This is a genomic window from Pseudomonas fluorescens (genome assembly GCF_040448305.1).
Classification (GTDB): domain Bacteria; phylum Pseudomonadota; class Gammaproteobacteria; order Pseudomonadales; family Pseudomonadaceae; genus Aquipseudomonas; species Aquipseudomonas fluorescens_BH.
On record NZ_CP148752.1, the window covers coordinates 231,438 to 247,177 of the forward strand.

Annotated in this window: 15 protein-coding genes; 11 read left to right on the forward strand and 4 right to left on the reverse strand. The window is 60.0% G+C overall.

Annotated features, from left to right (window positions below):
* Positions 1-192 precede the first annotated feature (192 nt).
* The 4 genes from tauA (at position 193) to tauD (ending at position 3,797) form a co-directional block, all read left to right on the forward strand.
* Complete coding sequence (gene tauA / locus WHX55_RS01025) at positions 193-1,170, forward strand: taurine ABC transporter substrate-binding protein (RefSeq protein ID WP_353741852.1); 978 nt, start codon at positions 193-195, stop codon at positions 1,168-1,170.
* A 15-nt stretch (positions 1,171-1,185) separates the two neighbouring features.
* Complete coding sequence (gene tauB / locus WHX55_RS01030; protein ID WP_150755935.1) at positions 1,186-1,980, forward strand: taurine ABC transporter ATP-binding subunit; 795 nt, start codon at positions 1,186-1,188, stop codon at positions 1,978-1,980.
* Positions 1,977-2,810, forward strand: a complete 834-nt coding sequence (gene tauC, locus WHX55_RS01035) for a taurine ABC transporter permease TauC (protein ID WP_150755936.1) — start codon at positions 1,977-1,979, stop codon at positions 2,808-2,810. Before tauB ends, tauC begins: the two co-directional genes overlap by 4 nt.
* 144 nt (positions 2,811-2,954) lie before the next feature.
* Entirely contained in the window at positions 2,955-3,797 is an 843-nt protein-coding gene (gene tauD, locus WHX55_RS01040) for a taurine dioxygenase (protein WP_353741853.1), read from the forward strand.
* A 144-nt stretch (positions 3,798-3,941) separates the two neighbouring features.
* On the opposite strand, the gene mgrA is transcribed toward tauD, so the two are convergent.
* Both mgrA and WHX55_RS01050 read right to left on the reverse strand, forming a co-directional pair.
* Positions 3,942-4,979: an L-glyceraldehyde 3-phosphate reductase gene (mgrA, locus tag WHX55_RS01045; RefSeq protein WP_150755938.1), complete on the reverse strand. Its 1,038-nt coding sequence runs from the start codon at positions 4,977-4,979 to the stop codon at positions 3,942-3,944.
* Between the two features lie 134 nt (positions 4,980-5,113).
* A complete protein-coding gene (locus WHX55_RS01050) occupies positions 5,114-6,004 on the reverse strand; it encodes a LysR family transcriptional regulator (RefSeq protein WP_353741854.1) in 891 nt (296 codons plus the stop codon).
* A 120-nt stretch (positions 6,005-6,124) separates the two neighbouring features.
* On the opposite strand from WHX55_RS01050, the gene WHX55_RS01055 reads away from it, so the two are divergent.
* Together WHX55_RS01055 and WHX55_RS01060 are read left to right on the forward strand one after the other, a co-directional pair.
* Positions 6,125-6,865: an SDR family oxidoreductase gene (locus WHX55_RS01055; RefSeq protein ID WP_353741855.1), complete on the forward strand. Its 741-nt coding sequence runs from the start codon at positions 6,125-6,127 to the stop codon at positions 6,863-6,865.
* 137 nt (positions 6,866-7,002) lie between these two features.
* Positions 7,003-7,263, forward strand: a complete 261-nt coding sequence (locus WHX55_RS01060) for a hypothetical protein (RefSeq protein ID WP_150755941.1) — start codon at positions 7,003-7,005, stop codon at positions 7,261-7,263.
* 9 nt (positions 7,264-7,272) lie between these two features.
* On the opposite strand, the gene betT is transcribed toward WHX55_RS01060, so the two are convergent.
* Positions 7,273-9,228: a choline transporter BetT gene (gene betT / locus WHX55_RS01065; protein ID WP_353743018.1), complete on the reverse strand. Its 1,956-nt coding sequence runs from the start codon at positions 9,226-9,228 to the stop codon at positions 7,273-7,275.
* A 393-nt stretch (positions 9,229-9,621) separates the two neighbouring features.
* Positions 9,622-10,548, reverse strand: a complete 927-nt coding sequence (gene epsC / locus WHX55_RS01070; protein ID WP_150673687.1) for a serine O-acetyltransferase EpsC — start codon at positions 10,546-10,548, stop codon at positions 9,622-9,624.
* A 190-nt stretch (positions 10,549-10,738) separates the two neighbouring features.
* Between epsC and WHX55_RS01075 the strand changes: the two genes are divergently transcribed.
* From WHX55_RS01075 to WHX55_RS01095, 5 genes are all read left to right on the forward strand, one after another.
* Positions 10,739-11,731 carry a D-cysteine desulfhydrase gene (locus WHX55_RS01075; RefSeq protein WP_150755942.1) on the forward strand — a complete coding sequence of 331 codons (993 nt, stop codon included), beginning with the start codon at positions 10,739-10,741 and terminating at the stop codon, positions 11,729-11,731.
* A gap of 295 nt (positions 11,732-12,026) precedes the next feature.
* On the forward strand, positions 12,027-12,827 hold the full coding sequence (gene tcyJ, locus WHX55_RS01080) for a cystine ABC transporter substrate-binding protein (RefSeq protein WP_150755943.1): 801 nt from the start codon (positions 12,027-12,029) through the stop codon (positions 12,825-12,827).
* Positions 12,827-13,492 (forward strand): cystine ABC transporter permease, encoded by a 666-nt coding sequence (gene tcyL, locus WHX55_RS01085; RefSeq protein ID WP_046040764.1) that lies wholly within the window; start codon positions 12,827-12,829, stop codon positions 13,490-13,492. The genes tcyJ and tcyL overlap by 1 nt, the downstream gene beginning before the upstream one ends.
* 4 nt (positions 13,493-13,496) lie before the next feature.
* Complete coding sequence (gene tcyN, locus WHX55_RS01090; protein WP_150726462.1) at positions 13,497-14,252, forward strand: L-cystine ABC transporter ATP-binding protein TcyN; 756 nt, start codon at positions 13,497-13,499, stop codon at positions 14,250-14,252.
* 483 nt (positions 14,253-14,735) lie between these two features.
* Positions 14,736-15,500 carry a hypothetical protein gene (locus WHX55_RS01095; protein WP_353741856.1) on the forward strand — a complete coding sequence of 255 codons (765 nt, stop codon included), beginning with the start codon at positions 14,736-14,738 and terminating at the stop codon, positions 15,498-15,500.
* Positions 15,501-15,740 lie beyond the last annotated feature (240 nt).

A 15,740-nucleotide genomic window follows, 5' to 3' on the forward strand; every position in this document is an offset into this window, starting at 1 on the left:
ACTCCCATTTTTGCGGCTGCTACGCAGCCGAGCGGGAGCAAGCTCCCTCGCCACAAAAAGCGGTACGCGGTAACTCCTGTCTAAAGTTTTCCCCTCATAAGCTAATTCGAAAAAGTTATTTATTTTCGAATTATTAGATCATTTAGTCTCTTTATCACGCCGACATTCGGTCGCCTGACAAGGAGCTTTCTGATGAAACTGACTTTCCCTCTACGCTTGCTGGCGGCCGCTTCCTTGGCGACAGCGAGTTTTTTTGCCCAGGCGACCGACTTCACCGTCGCCTACCAGACCACCGTTGACCCGGCGAAAGTCGCCCAGGCTGACGGCGCTTACGAAAAGGCCACCAAGGCCGATATCAGCTGGCGCAAATTCGACAACGGTGCCGACATCATCGCTGCCATCGCCTCCGGCGACGTACAGATCGGCTACCTCGGCTCCAGCCCCCTGACCGCCGCCATCACCCGCAAAGTGCCAGTGGAAACTTTCCTCATCGCCACCCAGATCGGCGCCGCCGAAGCCTTGGTCGCCCGCGACGGTTCCGGGATCAAGACCCCGCAAGACCTGATCGGCAAGAAGATCGCCGTGCCGTTTGTATCCACCGGCCACTACAGCCTGCTCGCTGCGCTCAAGCACTGGAACATCGACCCGTCGAAAGTCACCGTACTCAACCTCGCCCCGCCAGCAATTATCGCTGCGTGGAAACGCGGTGACATCGACGCCACGTACGTGTGGGACCCGGCCCTCGGTGTCGCCAAGGAAAACGGCAAGGTACTGATCACCTCCGGCGAGCTGGCCAAGTTCGGCGCACCGACCTTCGACGCCTGGATCGTGCGCAAGGATTTCGCCGAGAAGCACCCGGAAATCGTCACCGCGTTCGCCAAAGTGACCCTGGACGCCTACGCCGATTACCGCAAAGACCCGCAAGCCTGGCTCGCCAACCAGGGCAACGTCGACAAGCTTGTAAAACTGTCTGGCGCCAAGGCCAGCGACATTCCATTGCTGCTGCAAGGCAACGTCTACCCGCTGGCGGTTGACCAGGTGCTCACTCTCGGCGCGCCGACCACCAAAGCCATCACCGACACCGCGGCGTTCCTCAAGGAACAAGGCAAGGTCGAGGCCGTACTGCCGGACTACGCGCCGTACGTCAGCGCCAAGTTCATCACCCACTGATCGGGAGTCAACGCGATGGCCTTGCTACAGCTGGAGCGCATCAGCGCACAGTACCCCGGCAACCCGGAACCGGTGTTGGCGGATATCTCCCTGAGCCTGGGGCCCCGGCAATTGCTGGTCGCCCTCGGCCCGTCCGGCAGTGGCAAAACTTCGCTGTTGAACCTGATTGCCGGTTTCGTCGAACCCAGCGCCGGGCGCATCACCCTCGATGGCGTGCCCGTCAAAGGCCCGAGTGCCGAGCGCGGCGTGGTGTTCCAGGACGACGCGCTGCTGCCGTGGCAAGACGTATTGGCCAACGTCGGGTTCGGCCTTCAGCTGGCCGGTATCGCCCGGGACAAAGGCGAATCTCGCGCCAGGGAAATGCTCGCCCTGGTCGATCTGTCCGGTTTTGAACAGCGCCGCATCTGGCAGCTTTCGGGCGGCCAGAAGCAGCGTGTCGGCCTGGCCCGCGCCCTCGCCGCCGACCCGCGCGTGTTGCTGATGGACGAACCTTTCGGCGCCCTCGACGCCTTCACTCGCGAGCAAATGCAGGAGTTGCTGCTGCAAATCTGGCAACGCACCGCCAAACCGGTGTTCCTGATTACCCACGACATCGAAGAAGCCGTGTTCCTCGCCACCGACCTGATTCTGTTGGCGCCCAACCCTGGGCAAATCGTCGAGCGCCTGAGCCTCGATTTCGGTCAGCGTTATGCCGCCGGTGAGTCGGCTCGCTCGATCAAGTCCGACCCACGCTTTATCGAAACCCGCGAACACGTACTCGCCAAAGTGTTCTCCCAACGCAGCGCCGCCCAGCGGCAGGAGCGCGCATGAGCAGTTACGAAATTCCCGTCGCAGCGATAGCGCCAGGCTCAGCCGTGATTCCGGCAAGTCGCCGTTTGAGCACTCGCTGGATCAGTGTGCTGACACTGGTCGTTCTCGTTGCCATTTGGTGGGCCGTAACGGCGACCGGCTTGATCGAGCCGCTGTTCCTGCCGCCGCCCTCCGCCGTGCTGCAAAAAGGCTGGCTGCTGGCGACCTCGGGTTACATGGATTCAACCCTGTGGCAGCACCTGGGCGCGAGCCTGAGCCGTATCGGCCTGGGCCTGGGCTTTGCGATTCTCACCGCCGTGCCGGTGGGAATCGCCATCGGCGCCAACCGTATCGCCCGTGGCGTGCTCGACCCGCTGATCGAGTTCTACCGGCCGATTCCGCCGTTGGCTTATCTGCCACTGATCGTGATCTGGTGCGGCATCGGTGAATTATCGAAAGTGCTGCTGATCTACCTGGCGATCTTCGCCCCGATTGCCATCGCCACCGCCACCGGCGTGCGCACCGTCGACCCGGCCAAATTGCGTGCCGCGCAGTCGCTGGGCGCAACGCGCGTGCAGTTGATTCGCCACGTCATTTTGCCGAGTGCCTTACCGGACATTCTGACCGGTGTGCGCATTGGCCTCGGCGTGGGTTGGTCGACACTGGTCGCCGCCGAACTGATCGCCGCCACCAGCGGCCTGGGTTTCATGGTGCAATCGGCCGCACAGTTTCTGGTCACCGATGTGGTGGTACTGGGGATTTTGGTGATCGCACTGATCGCCTTTGCGATGGAGTTGGGCCTGCGTGCCCTGCAACGCAAGTTGGTGCCGTGGCATGGCCAGGCCCACTGAATAATTGTTCTATGCAAAACCCTGTGGGAGCGAGCTTGCTCGCGATTGCATAGTGTCAGACACCACGGCTGTAACTGACAAATCGCTATCGCGAGCAAGCTCGCTCCCACAGTGGTCAACAGCCCGAATTTGAAGAGAACCACCATGAGCCATCTGACCATCGCCCCCCTAAGCTCCGCCCTCGGCGCACAGATCAGTGGCATCGACATCAGCCAGCCGCTGAACCTTGAACAGCGCGATGCCATCGAACAGGCCCTGCTCAAGCATCAGGTGCTGTTCTTCCGCAACCAGCCGATCACGCCACAGCAACAGGCGCGATTCGCCGCGAATTTCGGCGACCTGCACATTCACCCGATCTACCCGAATGTGCCGGAGCAACCCGAAGTGCTGATCCTCGACACCGCCGTCACCGACGTGCGCGATAACGCGATCTGGCACACCGACGTGACCTTCCTGTCGACCCCGGCCATGGGCGCGGTGCTCAGCGCCAAGCTGCTGCCGGAGTTTGGTGGCGACACGTTATGGGCCAGCGGGATTGCGGCGTATGAAGCCTTGTCGGAGTCGCTGAAAACCTTGCTCGAAGGTCTGACCGCCACCCATGACTTCACCCGTTCGTTTCCGCTGGAGCGCTATGGCAACACGCCTGAGGCACTGGCCCAGTGGGAAGAAGCACGGCGCAAGAATCCGCCGCTGTCGCACCCGGTGATCCGCACGCACCCGGTCAGCGGGCGCCGCTCGCTGTTCGTCAACGAAGGCTTCACCTCGAAGATCAACGAGTTGTCGGAAACCGAGAGCGAGGCGATTCTGAAATTCCTGTTCGCCCATTCAACGCGGCCTGAGTTCACTATTCGCTGGCGCTGGCAGCAGGACGACATTGCGTTCTGGGACAACCGCGTGACCCAGCATTACGCGGTGGACGATTACCGACCGGCGCGGCGGGTGATGCAGCGGGCGACGGTGTTGGGGGATGTGCCTTTCTTTCGCTGACCCCTGAAATCTTTACTGTCAGGGCTGGCCCCATCGCGAGCAAGCTCGCTCCCACAGGGTATGTGCTTGACGCAGATCCAATGTGGGAGCGAGCTTGCTCGCGATGGCGATCTGAAAGGCGCCGAATAATCCGACGCCAACTACTTACTCAGCCGTCGAAGGCTTCTCCCAAAGATTGATTCCGCCCTCCTGGGCAAACCGGTCAATCTCCGCCAGTTCTTGCGCACTGAAGCTCAGGTTCTTCAACGCCCCGACGTTCTCGATGATCTGCTCCGGCCGGCTCGCGCCGATCAAGGCCGAAGTGACCCGAGGATCGCGCAGGGTCCAGGCCAGGGCCAATTGCGCCAGGCTCTGGCCACGACGCCTGGCGATTTCGTTGAGTGCCCGCACCTGGGCAATGTTGGCCTCGGACAAGTGCGACGCCTGCAACGAACCACCGCCCGGACGATTGACCCGTGCATCCGTCGGCACGCCATTGAGGTATTTGTCGGTCAGCAGGCCCTGGGCCAGCGGGGTGAAGGCAATCACGCCGGTGCCGAGCTCCTCGGTGGTGTCCAACAGATCTTTTTCCACCCAGCGATTGAGCAGGTTGTAGGCCGGCTGGTGAATCAGCAGCGGCACTTTCCACTCTTTGAGCAACGCCGCCATTTCGCGGGTTTTCACCCCGGAATAGGACGAGATGCCGATGTATAGCGCCTTGCCCTGCTGCACCGCCGTGGCGAGTGCGCTGGCGGTTTCTTCCAGTGGAGTGTCCGGGTCAAAACGGTGGGAGTAAAAGATATCGACGTAGTCCACGCCCAGGCGTTGCAGGCTCTGGTCGAGGCTGGCCAGCACGTACTTGCGCGAACCGCCGCCCTGACCGTAAGGGCCGGGCCACATGTCCCAACCGGCCTTGCTGGAAATGATCAGCTCGTCGCGGTACTGCTTGAAGTCTTCACGCAGTAAACGGCCGAAGTTGATCTCGGCGCTGCCATACGGCGGGCCGTAGTTGTTGGCCAGGTCGAAGTGGTTGATGCCCAGGTCGAATGCCGTGCGCAACAACGCGCGCTGGGTATCGATCGGCGTGCTGTCGCCGAAGTTGTGCCACAGGCCCAACGACAGCGCCGGCAGCACCAGCCCGCTGCGGCCCACGCGGCGGTAGGGGATGGAGTCGTAGCGGTTTTCGGCAGCGGTGTAGGTCATCGAATCCTCTCTTGTCGGTCTTGAATCTGGTATCGACTGCTTTGCCAGTCGCCCAGCATACGCCCGGACAAACACCAGAAAACCCCTGATTCGACTAATGACTGAAACGTTTCACGTATTTCCCCGCCAACAAGCTACTGTGCCCCCGCAAACACCTCTCCCAACCAGTCCACAAACACCCGGACCCTGGGCGACATGTGTCGGTTGTGCGGGTACAACACCGATACCGGCATTGATGGCGGAGGGGTGTCGACGAGGACTTCCTGCACCAGGCCTTGGGAGATCTGCGTTTCCATTCGGTAGTGCGGGCACTGGATCAGGCCCAGCCCGGCAATCGCTGAGGCGGCGTAGATTTCTGCGCCGAACACCGAGACTGCACCGTCTATGGCCACTTCCTTGAGTTCACCGTCCACCATGAATTCAAACGGGAACAACTTGGCCGTCGTACGCGAAACGTAGTTCACCGCACGGTGCCGACTCAGGTCGGCGAGGCTTTTCGGTTCGCCGTATATACGTAAATAGGCGGGGCTGGCGCAGGTGATCTGACGCAGGTTGGCGACACGTTTGCCGATCAGCGTGGAGTCGCCCAATGTTCCTGCGCGCAACACGCAATCGATACCTTCGGTGATCAGGTCGACCTGGCGGTCAGCCTCGCTGATGGACAGTTCTATGTCGGGATAACGCGCCATGAATTGCGGCAACGCCGGGATCACGAAGTGCTTGGCCAATGTCCCGTGCAAGTCCACCCGCAGCCGCCCCTTCGGGGCCACACCGCGAAACGCCAATTCCGCTTCTTCCAGCTCTGCCAGCAGTTGCACGCAACGCAGGTAGTACGCCTCGCCATCCAGCGTCGGACGCACTTTACGCGTGCTGCGTTCCAACAAACGCGTACCCAGCCAGGCCTCGAACTGATTCAAGGTGTGGGTCAGTGTCGCGCGTGGCAGGTTCAGGTCATCGGCTGCCTGCGTGAAGCTGCTGCGCTCGTAGATCCGCACAAAAACCTTCATCGCTTTGACTTGGTCCACAGCTCACTCCAGGCGCTCGATTGTTGGCGATTATTGAACAGTCAAGGCAACTCTGGTGCATTTATCGGCCTGAGTAAACATGTGAAATTGGCTTCACACCCCATCAACAGGAACATCAACATGGCTCATCAAACTCCGAAAGTCGCCATCGTTACCGGCGCCTCCCGCGGCATCGGCGCGGTCATCGCCAAACAACTGGCCAGCGAAGGTTTCGCCGTTGCCATCAACTTCGCCAGCAGCGCCACCGAAGCCTCGAAACGGGTGGTGGAGCTGCGTCAGGCCGGCCACCAGGCCATAGCGATCAAGGCCGATGTGGCCAATGCCGACGAGGTGCGCCGGATGTTCGACGAGGTTGAAACCCAGTTCGGCAAGGTCGATGTTTTGGTGAACAACGCCGGCATCCTCAAGGTCCTGCCGTTGGCGCAACACAGCGACGAACTGTTCGAGCAGAACTTCAACATCCACGCTCGCGGTACCTTCAATACCCTGCGTGAAGCGGCGACCCGCCTGAACAGCGGCGGCCGGATCATCAACTTCTCCAGCAGCATCGTCGGCATGAACCTGCCGGGCTACGCGGTGTACATCGCCAGCAAAGCGGCAGTGGAATCCCTGACCCAGGTATTCGCCAAAGAGATGCGCGGGCGCAACATCACCGTCAATGCGGTGGCTCCCGGCCCGGTGGCGACTGAGCTGTTTTTGCACGGCAAGAGTGAGGAGCAGATTCAGAATTTCGCGAAGATGGCGCCGCTGGAGCGCCTGGGTCAGCCAGAAGACATTGCCCGAGTCGTGTCCTTCCTCGCCGGACCGGATTCGGCGTGGGTCAACGGGCAGGTTTTGCGGGTCAATGGTGGGTTGGTTTAACTATGCTCAGACAAATACCGCAGTGACCCTATCGCGAGCAGGCTCGCTCCCACAGAGCTCGCCGTGATCCTTGTAGGAGCGAGCCTGCTCGCGATAGCGGCCTCGATGGCAGCACACATCTGAAGGCAGAGCCCACCATGCACACCACCATCATCATCACCTTCGGCCTGATCCTCCTGGCGCTGATGCTCTACATCGGCGAGAAAATCGGCTTCACCCGCCAGACCCTGGCCTACGGTTTTATCCTGCTGTGGCTGGCGCTGACGCTGATCAATGGCGCAGTCGGCATGGTGCATGCCGGCCAGCCATTGAGCACCGAACTGGTGGTTGGTAGCGCCGTATTCGGTGTCCCGGTGGCGGCGCTGGTGTTGTTCATGGTGTTGACCGCCGAGACGTGAAGGCCTTGATCAACGCACCAGATGCAGGAACTGCATGTGCCGTTCGTACTGGTCGAGGATGTCGTTGATGATCTGTTCCTTGGTGTAGCCGACCAGATCGTAGTCCTGACTGCCCTCGCTCAAATGCACCTCGGCCCGGTAGTAGCGGCGATTGTTGAGTTGCTTGGAACCCATGCCGCCTCGGGCAAACGACGGCGTGAAGTAGCCGCGCATCTGCACCTGATAAACGAACGGATGCTGGTCGCCGTGGCCGATTTCCAGGCTGACGCTATCGTTGGCCGGGTCCGGGTGTGTCGCTACGTGCAAACCCTTTTCGATGAACACGGCAGACACTTCTTCAATCGCCGGACGCACCGTCGTGTCGAGGAAGCGGTAGACCTCATCCCGTGAAGGGAAGTGCACCGCCTGACTCAAACGCTGACGCCAGCCGCCCCGGCGTGACTCGGACACCGGCGCCAGGGAATGCATCTGTGCAATCTGCTTCTGCGATTCCAGATAAAACGCCTTGTGCAGACCCCACATCATCAACAGCAAGATCAGCGAGAACGGCAGCGAGGTCAGGACCACCGCCGACTTCAACGCATCGATGCTGCCGGAAAACAGCAGCGCACTGGTGACCAATGCGGTCATCGCGCCCCAGAACACTCGCAGCCATTTCGGCCCGTCTTCATCGGGGTTGCCACCCTTGGCGGACAGCGTCGACAACACCACGGTGCCGGAGTCGGCGGAGGTGACGAAGAACACAAAGCTGATGAACACCGTGACCGCGATGACGGTTTTGCTCCACGGGTAGGTTTCCAGCAGCAGGTAGAGCGTCATCGATGGATTGTCGATGGCCGACATGCCGAGCGCGCTCATGCCGTGGTTGAGCACTTGATCGATGGCGCTGTTACCGAAGATCGACATCCACGCCAGGGTGAAGCCGAGGGGAATCAACAACACGCCGAAGACGAATTCGCGGATGGTCCGGCCACGGGAAATCCGTGCGATGAACAGGCCCACGAACGGCGACCATGCAATCCACCAGGCCCAGTAGAACACTGTCCAGCCGCCCAGCCAGTCGCTGGGTTTGTCGTAGGCGTAGAGGTCGAAACTCTTCATCGGCAAGGCGCCGAGGTAATCGCCGAGGTTCTGGATCAGGGTGTTGAGCAAGTGCTGCGTGGGGCCGGCGAACAACACGAAGAGCAACAGCGCGCAGGCCAGCAGCATGTTGATGTCGGACATCACCCGCACGCCCTTGTCGACACCGGATACCGCAACGATGATCGCAGCGCCCATCATCAAGGTGATCAGGCCGACCTGAATCCATTGGGTGTGGGCGATGCCGAACAGATAGTCCAGGCCCGAGTTGAGGTGCAACACGCCGAAGCCCATATCGGCACCGAGGCCGAACACCGTGGCGATGATGCCGAAGCCATCCACTGCGTAGCCGATGGGGCCATTGATGCGCTTGCCGATCAGCGGATACAGCGCTGAGCGCAGGGCCAGTGGCAGGTTATGCCGGTAGGCAAAGTAGGCCAGCGCCATACCGACAAAGGCGAACACGCCCCAGCCATGCAGGCCCCAGTGCAGAAACAGAATCTGCATCGCCTGGCGCGCCGCATCCGCCGTACCGGCCTCGCCCTGGGGCGGTTGCAGCATGTGGGTCAGCGGCTCGGACACGCAGAAGAAAAACAGGGTGATGCTGATCCCGGCGGCGAACAGCATGCCGGCCCAGGACAAATAACTGAATTCGGGTTCGTCGTGGTCGGCACCGAGCTTGATCTTGCCGTAGCCGGACAAGGCGGTGACCACCACGAAGACCAGATACAGGGTCATCGCCAGCATGTAGTACCAGCCGACCGTGTTGGCCGCCCAGTTTTGCGCCGCCAGCAACCAGGCACCGGCCTGTTCGGGCATGGCGATGACAACGACACCAAACAACAGGATGAAACTCGCCGAGAACCAGAACACCGGCGGATTCATGCGGATCAGACCGCTTGGAGGGATGGACGATGCACTCATGTTCGGTGCACCTCGAAGGGGTAAAACGTGGCTGTAGAAATCGGACTCAGCAAAGGCAAGCCTCCTGTTGTGAGCGGGCAGCGAACCGCCGGTTTAACTTGAATGAACGTTCAAGTTAAACATGGATAGGGGGCTAAGGACTAATCGCAGGGCTCGGCGGTACTGGTTGTACGCTAGCTCAAGGGAGGAAATTTGCTGAAGACCAACAACTCGATTCGGCTTGAAATCCAATCGCGAGCAAGCTCGCTCCCACAGTGGATCCGGGTTGAACACAAAAGCTGTGAACGCCAGGAAACCCTGTGGGAGCGGGCTTGCCCGCGAAGAGGCCAGAACAGTCAGCGAAGATTCAGGAGACTACTTCTGCGCCCCATCATCCAACTGCAAATTCGCCTGGGTCAGGTTGCTGCCCGCCGGCACGCTGCGGGTCAGCCAGACGTTGCCGCCAATGGTCGAGCCCTGGCCGATGGTGATCCGCCCCAGAATCGTCGCCCCGGCATAAATCACCACGTCATCCTCGACAATCGGATGCCGAGGCTGGCCTTTCTGCAACTGACCGTCTTCGTCCGCCGGGAAGCGCTTGGCGCCCAAGGTCACCGCCTGATAAATCCGTACACGCTCGCCGATGATTGCCGTCTCGCCAATCACCACACCCGTCCCGTGGTCGATGAAGAAACTGCGGCCGATCTGCGCGCCAGGGTGAATGTCGATGCCGGTGGCCGAGTGAGCGATTTCCGCGCTGATCCGCGCCAGCAGCGGCAACCCGGCGCGATACAAATGGTGGGCCAGACGATGGTGAATCACCGCCAGAATCCCCGGATAGCACAACAACACTTCATCGACACTGCGCGCCGCCGGGTCACCGTGATAGGCGGCCAATACGTCAGTGTCCAGCAGGCTGCGCAACCCAGGCAAAGCGAGGGCGAAATCCTGAATGATCTGGATGGTTTTGGCTTCGACTTCAGTCTCGGCCTGGGCACTGTGGCGCGCGGCGTAGCGCAATTCGAGTCGCGCCTGGGCCAGCAGAGCATTCAACGCCACATCCAGGGTGTGGCCGACGTAAAAGTCTTCGCTCTCTTCGCGCAGGTCAACCGGCCCCAGGCGCATCGGGAACAACGCACCGCACAGGGCTTCGAGAATGTCCGCCATGGCTGCGCGGGACGGCAATTCGCGACCGCCCTGCTCGCCGGTGGCCCGGCCGTTTTGTGCACGCCACTGTTCACGTGCCGTGCGCAGCTGGCTGACGATGGTCTGCAATTGCCAATGGCTGGAACGCTCACTCACGGTAAAAACTCCTCACGGGCGGCCGGACTGTCTGGCCGCACTGACCGCGATTACTTTACGGCAAGGGCCGCGAGGCAAATTAAGAACCAATAGTGCTGTGCTCAGTTCGATTGGCTATAAGCGATTGGCGGTTGCCCCAACTTTTTGGCGTGCCTATAGTCCTGAGATCTTCAACCGCCAGTACGGACTCATGATCAAACAACAGCTCGCCCGCTTTAACCGCCTCGACCTGCTCGGTCAGCCCACCGCCCTGGAAAAACTCGAACGCCTGTCAACCTGGCTGGGCCGCGACCTGTACGTCAAGCGCGATGACCTGACGCCGCTGGCGATGGGCGGCAACAAGCTGCGCAAACTCGAATACCTGGCCGCCGATGCCTTGGCCCAGGGTGCCGACACCTTGATCACGGCGGGCGCGCTGCAATCGAACCACGTGCGCCAGACAGCCGCCATTGCCGCAAAGTTGGGGCTGGGCTGCGTAGCCCTCCTGGAAAATCCTCTCGGCACTGGCGACAGCAATTACACCGGCAACGGCAACCGCCTGCTGCTCGACCTGTTCGATGCCAAGGTCGAATTGGTGGAAAACCTCGACAACGCCGACGAGCAACTGCAAGCCCTGGCCAACCGACTGCGCAGCAACGGCAAGAAGCCGTACCTGGTGCCGATCGGTGGTTCCAATGCACTGGGTGCCCTGGGCTACGTGCGCGCCGGGCTGGAACTGGCCGAGCAGATCAAGGACACCGGCCTGAAGTTCGCCGCCGTGGTCCTGGCCTCGGGCAGTGCCGGCACCCACAGCGGCCTGGCACTGGCCTTGAGTGAAGCGCTGCCGGATCTGCCAGTGATCGGCGTGACGGTTTCACGCAGCGATGAAGATCAGCGGCCAAAGGTTCAAGGCCTCGCCGAACGCACGGCCGAGTTGCTGGGCGTGAATCTGCCGGAGGCTTTCAAGGTCGAGTTGTGGGATGAATATTTCGCCCCGCGTTATGGCGAGCCGAATGCCGGGACACTGGCGGCGGTGAAGCTGCTGGCGAGCCAGGAAGGCTTGCTGCTGGACCCGGTCTACACTGGCAAGGCCATGGCGGGCTTGCTGGACGGGATCGGGCGTCAGCGTTTCGACAACGGTCCGATTATCTTCCTGCACACCGGCGGGGCACCGGCGTTGTTTGCCTATAAAGATTTTCTGTAGGCGATACAGAAGATCAAAAGATCGCAGCCTGCGGCAGCTCCTACAGGTGCATGCCGATCCCTGTAGGAGCTGCCGCAGGCTGCGATCTTTTCCTATGAAGCACATATTCAATTAACGAATAACAAATAGTATATTTATTATTTTCCTATCTAACGGCATCATCTTATAGTCACGCCGCAGGCGAATTTGCAACGAGACGCATAAGCTGCTTTAGGGCAGGATATCGCAGTCGTCAAAATCCCGAATTTGCCAACTTTCCTAAAGCGTCTTCCATAAGAAAACACAGGGGCTTGTCATGAATTTTTCCGCACTACGTCGCAATCTGCTGATGGGTTCGCTGAGCCTGGCACTGAGCGCCGGCCTGATTGGCCAGGCGGTTGCCGGTGAGCAACTGCAACAAATCAAGGACAAAGGCGTGATCAACGTCGGCCTGGAAGGCACCTACCCACCGTTCAGCTTCGTCGACGCCGACGGCAAACTGACCGGCTTCGAAGTCGAGTTCTCCGAAGCCCTGGCCAAAGAGCTGGGCGTGAAGGTCAAACTGCAACCGACCAAATGGGACGGCATCCTCGCGGCCCTGGAATCCAAGCGCCTGGACGCAGTGATCAACCAGGTGACGATCTCCGAAGAGCGCAAGAAGAAGTATGACTTCTCCGAGCCGTACACCGTTTCCGGGATTCAGGCGCTGGTGCTGACGAAGAAGGCTGCCGAGCTGAACATCAAGTCCGCCGCCGACCTGTCCGGCAAGAAAGTCGGCGTAGGCCTGGGCACCAACTACGAAGAGTGGGTGAAAGCCAATGTGCCGACCGCTGACATCCGCACCTACGAAGATGATCCGACCAAGTTCCAGGACCTGCGTGTCGGCCGTATCGACGCCATCCTGATCGACCGCCTCGCAGCGCTGGAATACGCCAAGAAAGCCAAGGACACCACCGCCGCCGGTGATGCGTTCTCCCGTCAGGAAGCCGGCATTGCCCTGCGCAAAGGCGAGCCTGAACTGCTGGCCGCGGTGAACAAGGCAATCGATAAGCTACGCGCCGATGGCACCCTGAAAAAGCTCTCGGAAAAATACTTCAACGCTGACGTCACTCAATAATGGGAGAAGCTTTCCAACTCGCACTGGACTCCGCGCCCTTTCTGCTCAAGGGCGCGTATTACACGGTCATCCTCAGCCTGGGCGGGATGTTCTTCGGCCTGGTGATGGGCTTCGGCCTGGCGCTGATGCGCCTGTCGCGCTTCAAACTGGTGAGCTGGATCGCCCGCATCTACGTGTCGTTCTTTCGCGGCACGCCGTTGCTGGTGCAACTGTTCGTGATCTATTACGGCTTGCCGCAATTGGGTCTGGAACTGGATCCGCTACCAGCGGCCCTGATCGGCTTCTCGCTGAACATGGCCGCCTACGCCTGTGAAATCCTGCGTGCCGCGATCAGCTCCATCGAGCGCGGCCAGTGGGAAGCGGCTGCCAGTATCGGCATGACCCGCGCGCAGACCCTGCGCCGGGCAATCCTGCCGCAGGCGATGCGCACCGCATTGCCGCCGCTGGGCAACAGCTTCATTTCGCTGGTCAAGGACACTGCTCTGGCCGCCACCATCCAGGTGCCGGAGCTGTTCCGTCAGGCACAGTTGATCACCGCCCGCACCTTCGAAATCTTCACCATGTATCTTGCCGCCGCACTGATCTACTGGGTCCTGGCCACGGTGCTTTCGCACCTGCAGAACCAGTTGGAAGCGCGGGTCAATCGGCACGACCAGGAGTCCTGACCCAATGATTGTCGTGGAAAAACTGACAAAGCAGTTCAAGGGTCAAGTCGTGCTCAACGGCATCGATCTTGAGGTCAAGGAAGGCGAGGTGGTCGCGATCATCGGCCCTAGTGGTTCGGGCAAGACCACCTTCCTGCGCTGCCTGAATTTTCTGGAAGAACCCACCAGCGGCCGGATCAAGGTCGGCGATATCGAGGTCGATACCAGCCGTCCCCTGAACCAGCAGCAGAGCCTGGTGCGGCGTTTGCGCCAGCACGTAGGTTTCGTGTTCCAGAACTTCAACCTGTTCCCCCATCGCACCGCTCTGGAAAACGTCATCGAAGGCCCGATCATCGTGAAGAAGATCGCGCACGCCGATGCCGTTGCCCTGGGTAAAAAGCTCCTGGCCAAGGTCGGTCTGGCGGGTAAGGAGGACGCTTACCCGCGTCGCCTCTCCGGTGGTCAGCAACAGCGCGTGGCGATTGCCCGGGCGCTGGCGATGGAGCCGGAAGTGATCCTGTTCGATGAGCCGACCTCGGCCCTCGACCCGGAGCTGGTGGGCGAGGTATTGGCGACCATCCGCGGCCTGGCCGAAGAGAAGCGCACCATGGTGATCGTCACCCACGAAATGGGCTTTGCCCGGGACGTGGCCAACCGTGTGGTGTTTTTCGACAAGGGCGTGATCGTCGAGCAAGGCGAAGCAAAGGCGTTGTTTGCCAACCCGAAAGAAGAACGGACGAAACAGTTCCTGAGCAAGTTCCTGAATAACGCTCACAACTAATAACCCTGCGCAACAACGGTGTAATCTTCCACGGATGGAAGTTACCCCCTCGAAATACGCGTCATCAATATCAAACTAAACCTATCTATTCGAGACGCATATCTTGTGTGCGCACGCCGCACATACATATGCATCGCCACAATTAAACAGTGCCAACCCAACCAGATCACCCATCGCAAGACAGTGCTTGCGACTTGCACAAACCCTCCCGTATTTCCCCGATTTCAGTAGATAAATTCGACGCTACGGCGTGGTTTACTTACTTGGGAGCGTAGGAACTTTCTGAATAGCACCACACACCACCCACAACTAACAAATCTTATTGACACCTGATCTTCCTGGCTCTTATCTAGCCTCCAGCCAGCGACACTCATCACGCTTGAATCATTATTTAAACTCAAAGTAATGAATGGTTTTTCTGTTCAATTATTGGTTTTTGATATTCCAGAAACGGACTTCGTTGCAAGACTTCAAGGAGACTTCATGAACAGCACCTCGAACAAATCCGGGCTTGTGGCCCCGACCCTGGCGCAATCCAACAAGACCGGCATCAACGTCACTTGCGCGGCGCGCCTGCTGATCGAGGTAGCGCCCTACCCCGCCATGGACGAAGGCGACCTGATCGAACTGTTCTGGGACAACTGCTACGTGGCCTCCCGCGTGCTGACGGCCAGCGATGTCGGCCTACCGGTGCAGCTGCGGGTGCCTGAAAGTTTTGTCACCAACGGTACTTCGCACATTCACTACCGGATCATGCAAGTTGGTCGAGACCCGGTGGTTTCGGCCAGCCGAAACGTGCAGATCAAACTCGACTGTCCAGGCGGCCAACCCTCCGCGCTGTGCGGCGATGAAAACCAGTGCCTGGCACCGGTGAGCATTCCCGAGGCGATCCGCCGTCAGGGGGTCAATCCGAGCCAGGTCAAACGCGGTGTTCCCTTGACCATCGAGCCGTACCTGAACATGGCCGTCGACGATGAAATCACCCTGCGCTGGGGCGATGTGCGCATGGATCTGCCACGGCTCAAGTCCGCCGATGTGGGTCAGCCGGTTCAGGTCTGGATACCGCCGGCCATCATCCTCGAAGCCGGCGAAGACCTGCGGCTGGAAGTGACTTACTGCATCCTCGACCGGGTGGGTAATAACTCCCGCTGGGCGCCAGCACGTACGCTGAAGATTGGTTGTGCCAATCCCTATCTGAAAGTCCCGAAGAAACAGCCCCTCAAGGCTGCTGAACCCCGCGAAAAATGATCACACCCCCTGTGGCGAGGGGGCTTGCTCCCTCGCCACAGGGGTCGGTGCACACCAGCGGAATCATCCTTCTATGCATATTCCTAAAAGTTAGTTCATAAAATATTTATACACGTTTAGGGTATATGCACCGGACCACCGGACATCCTTGTTTTCATGCGCGGCCACAAGCGGCGCTTCCATAAGATGTGAGGTAGGTATGGTCCGGAACACAATCACCCCAGTGCAGATCGCCAGGGC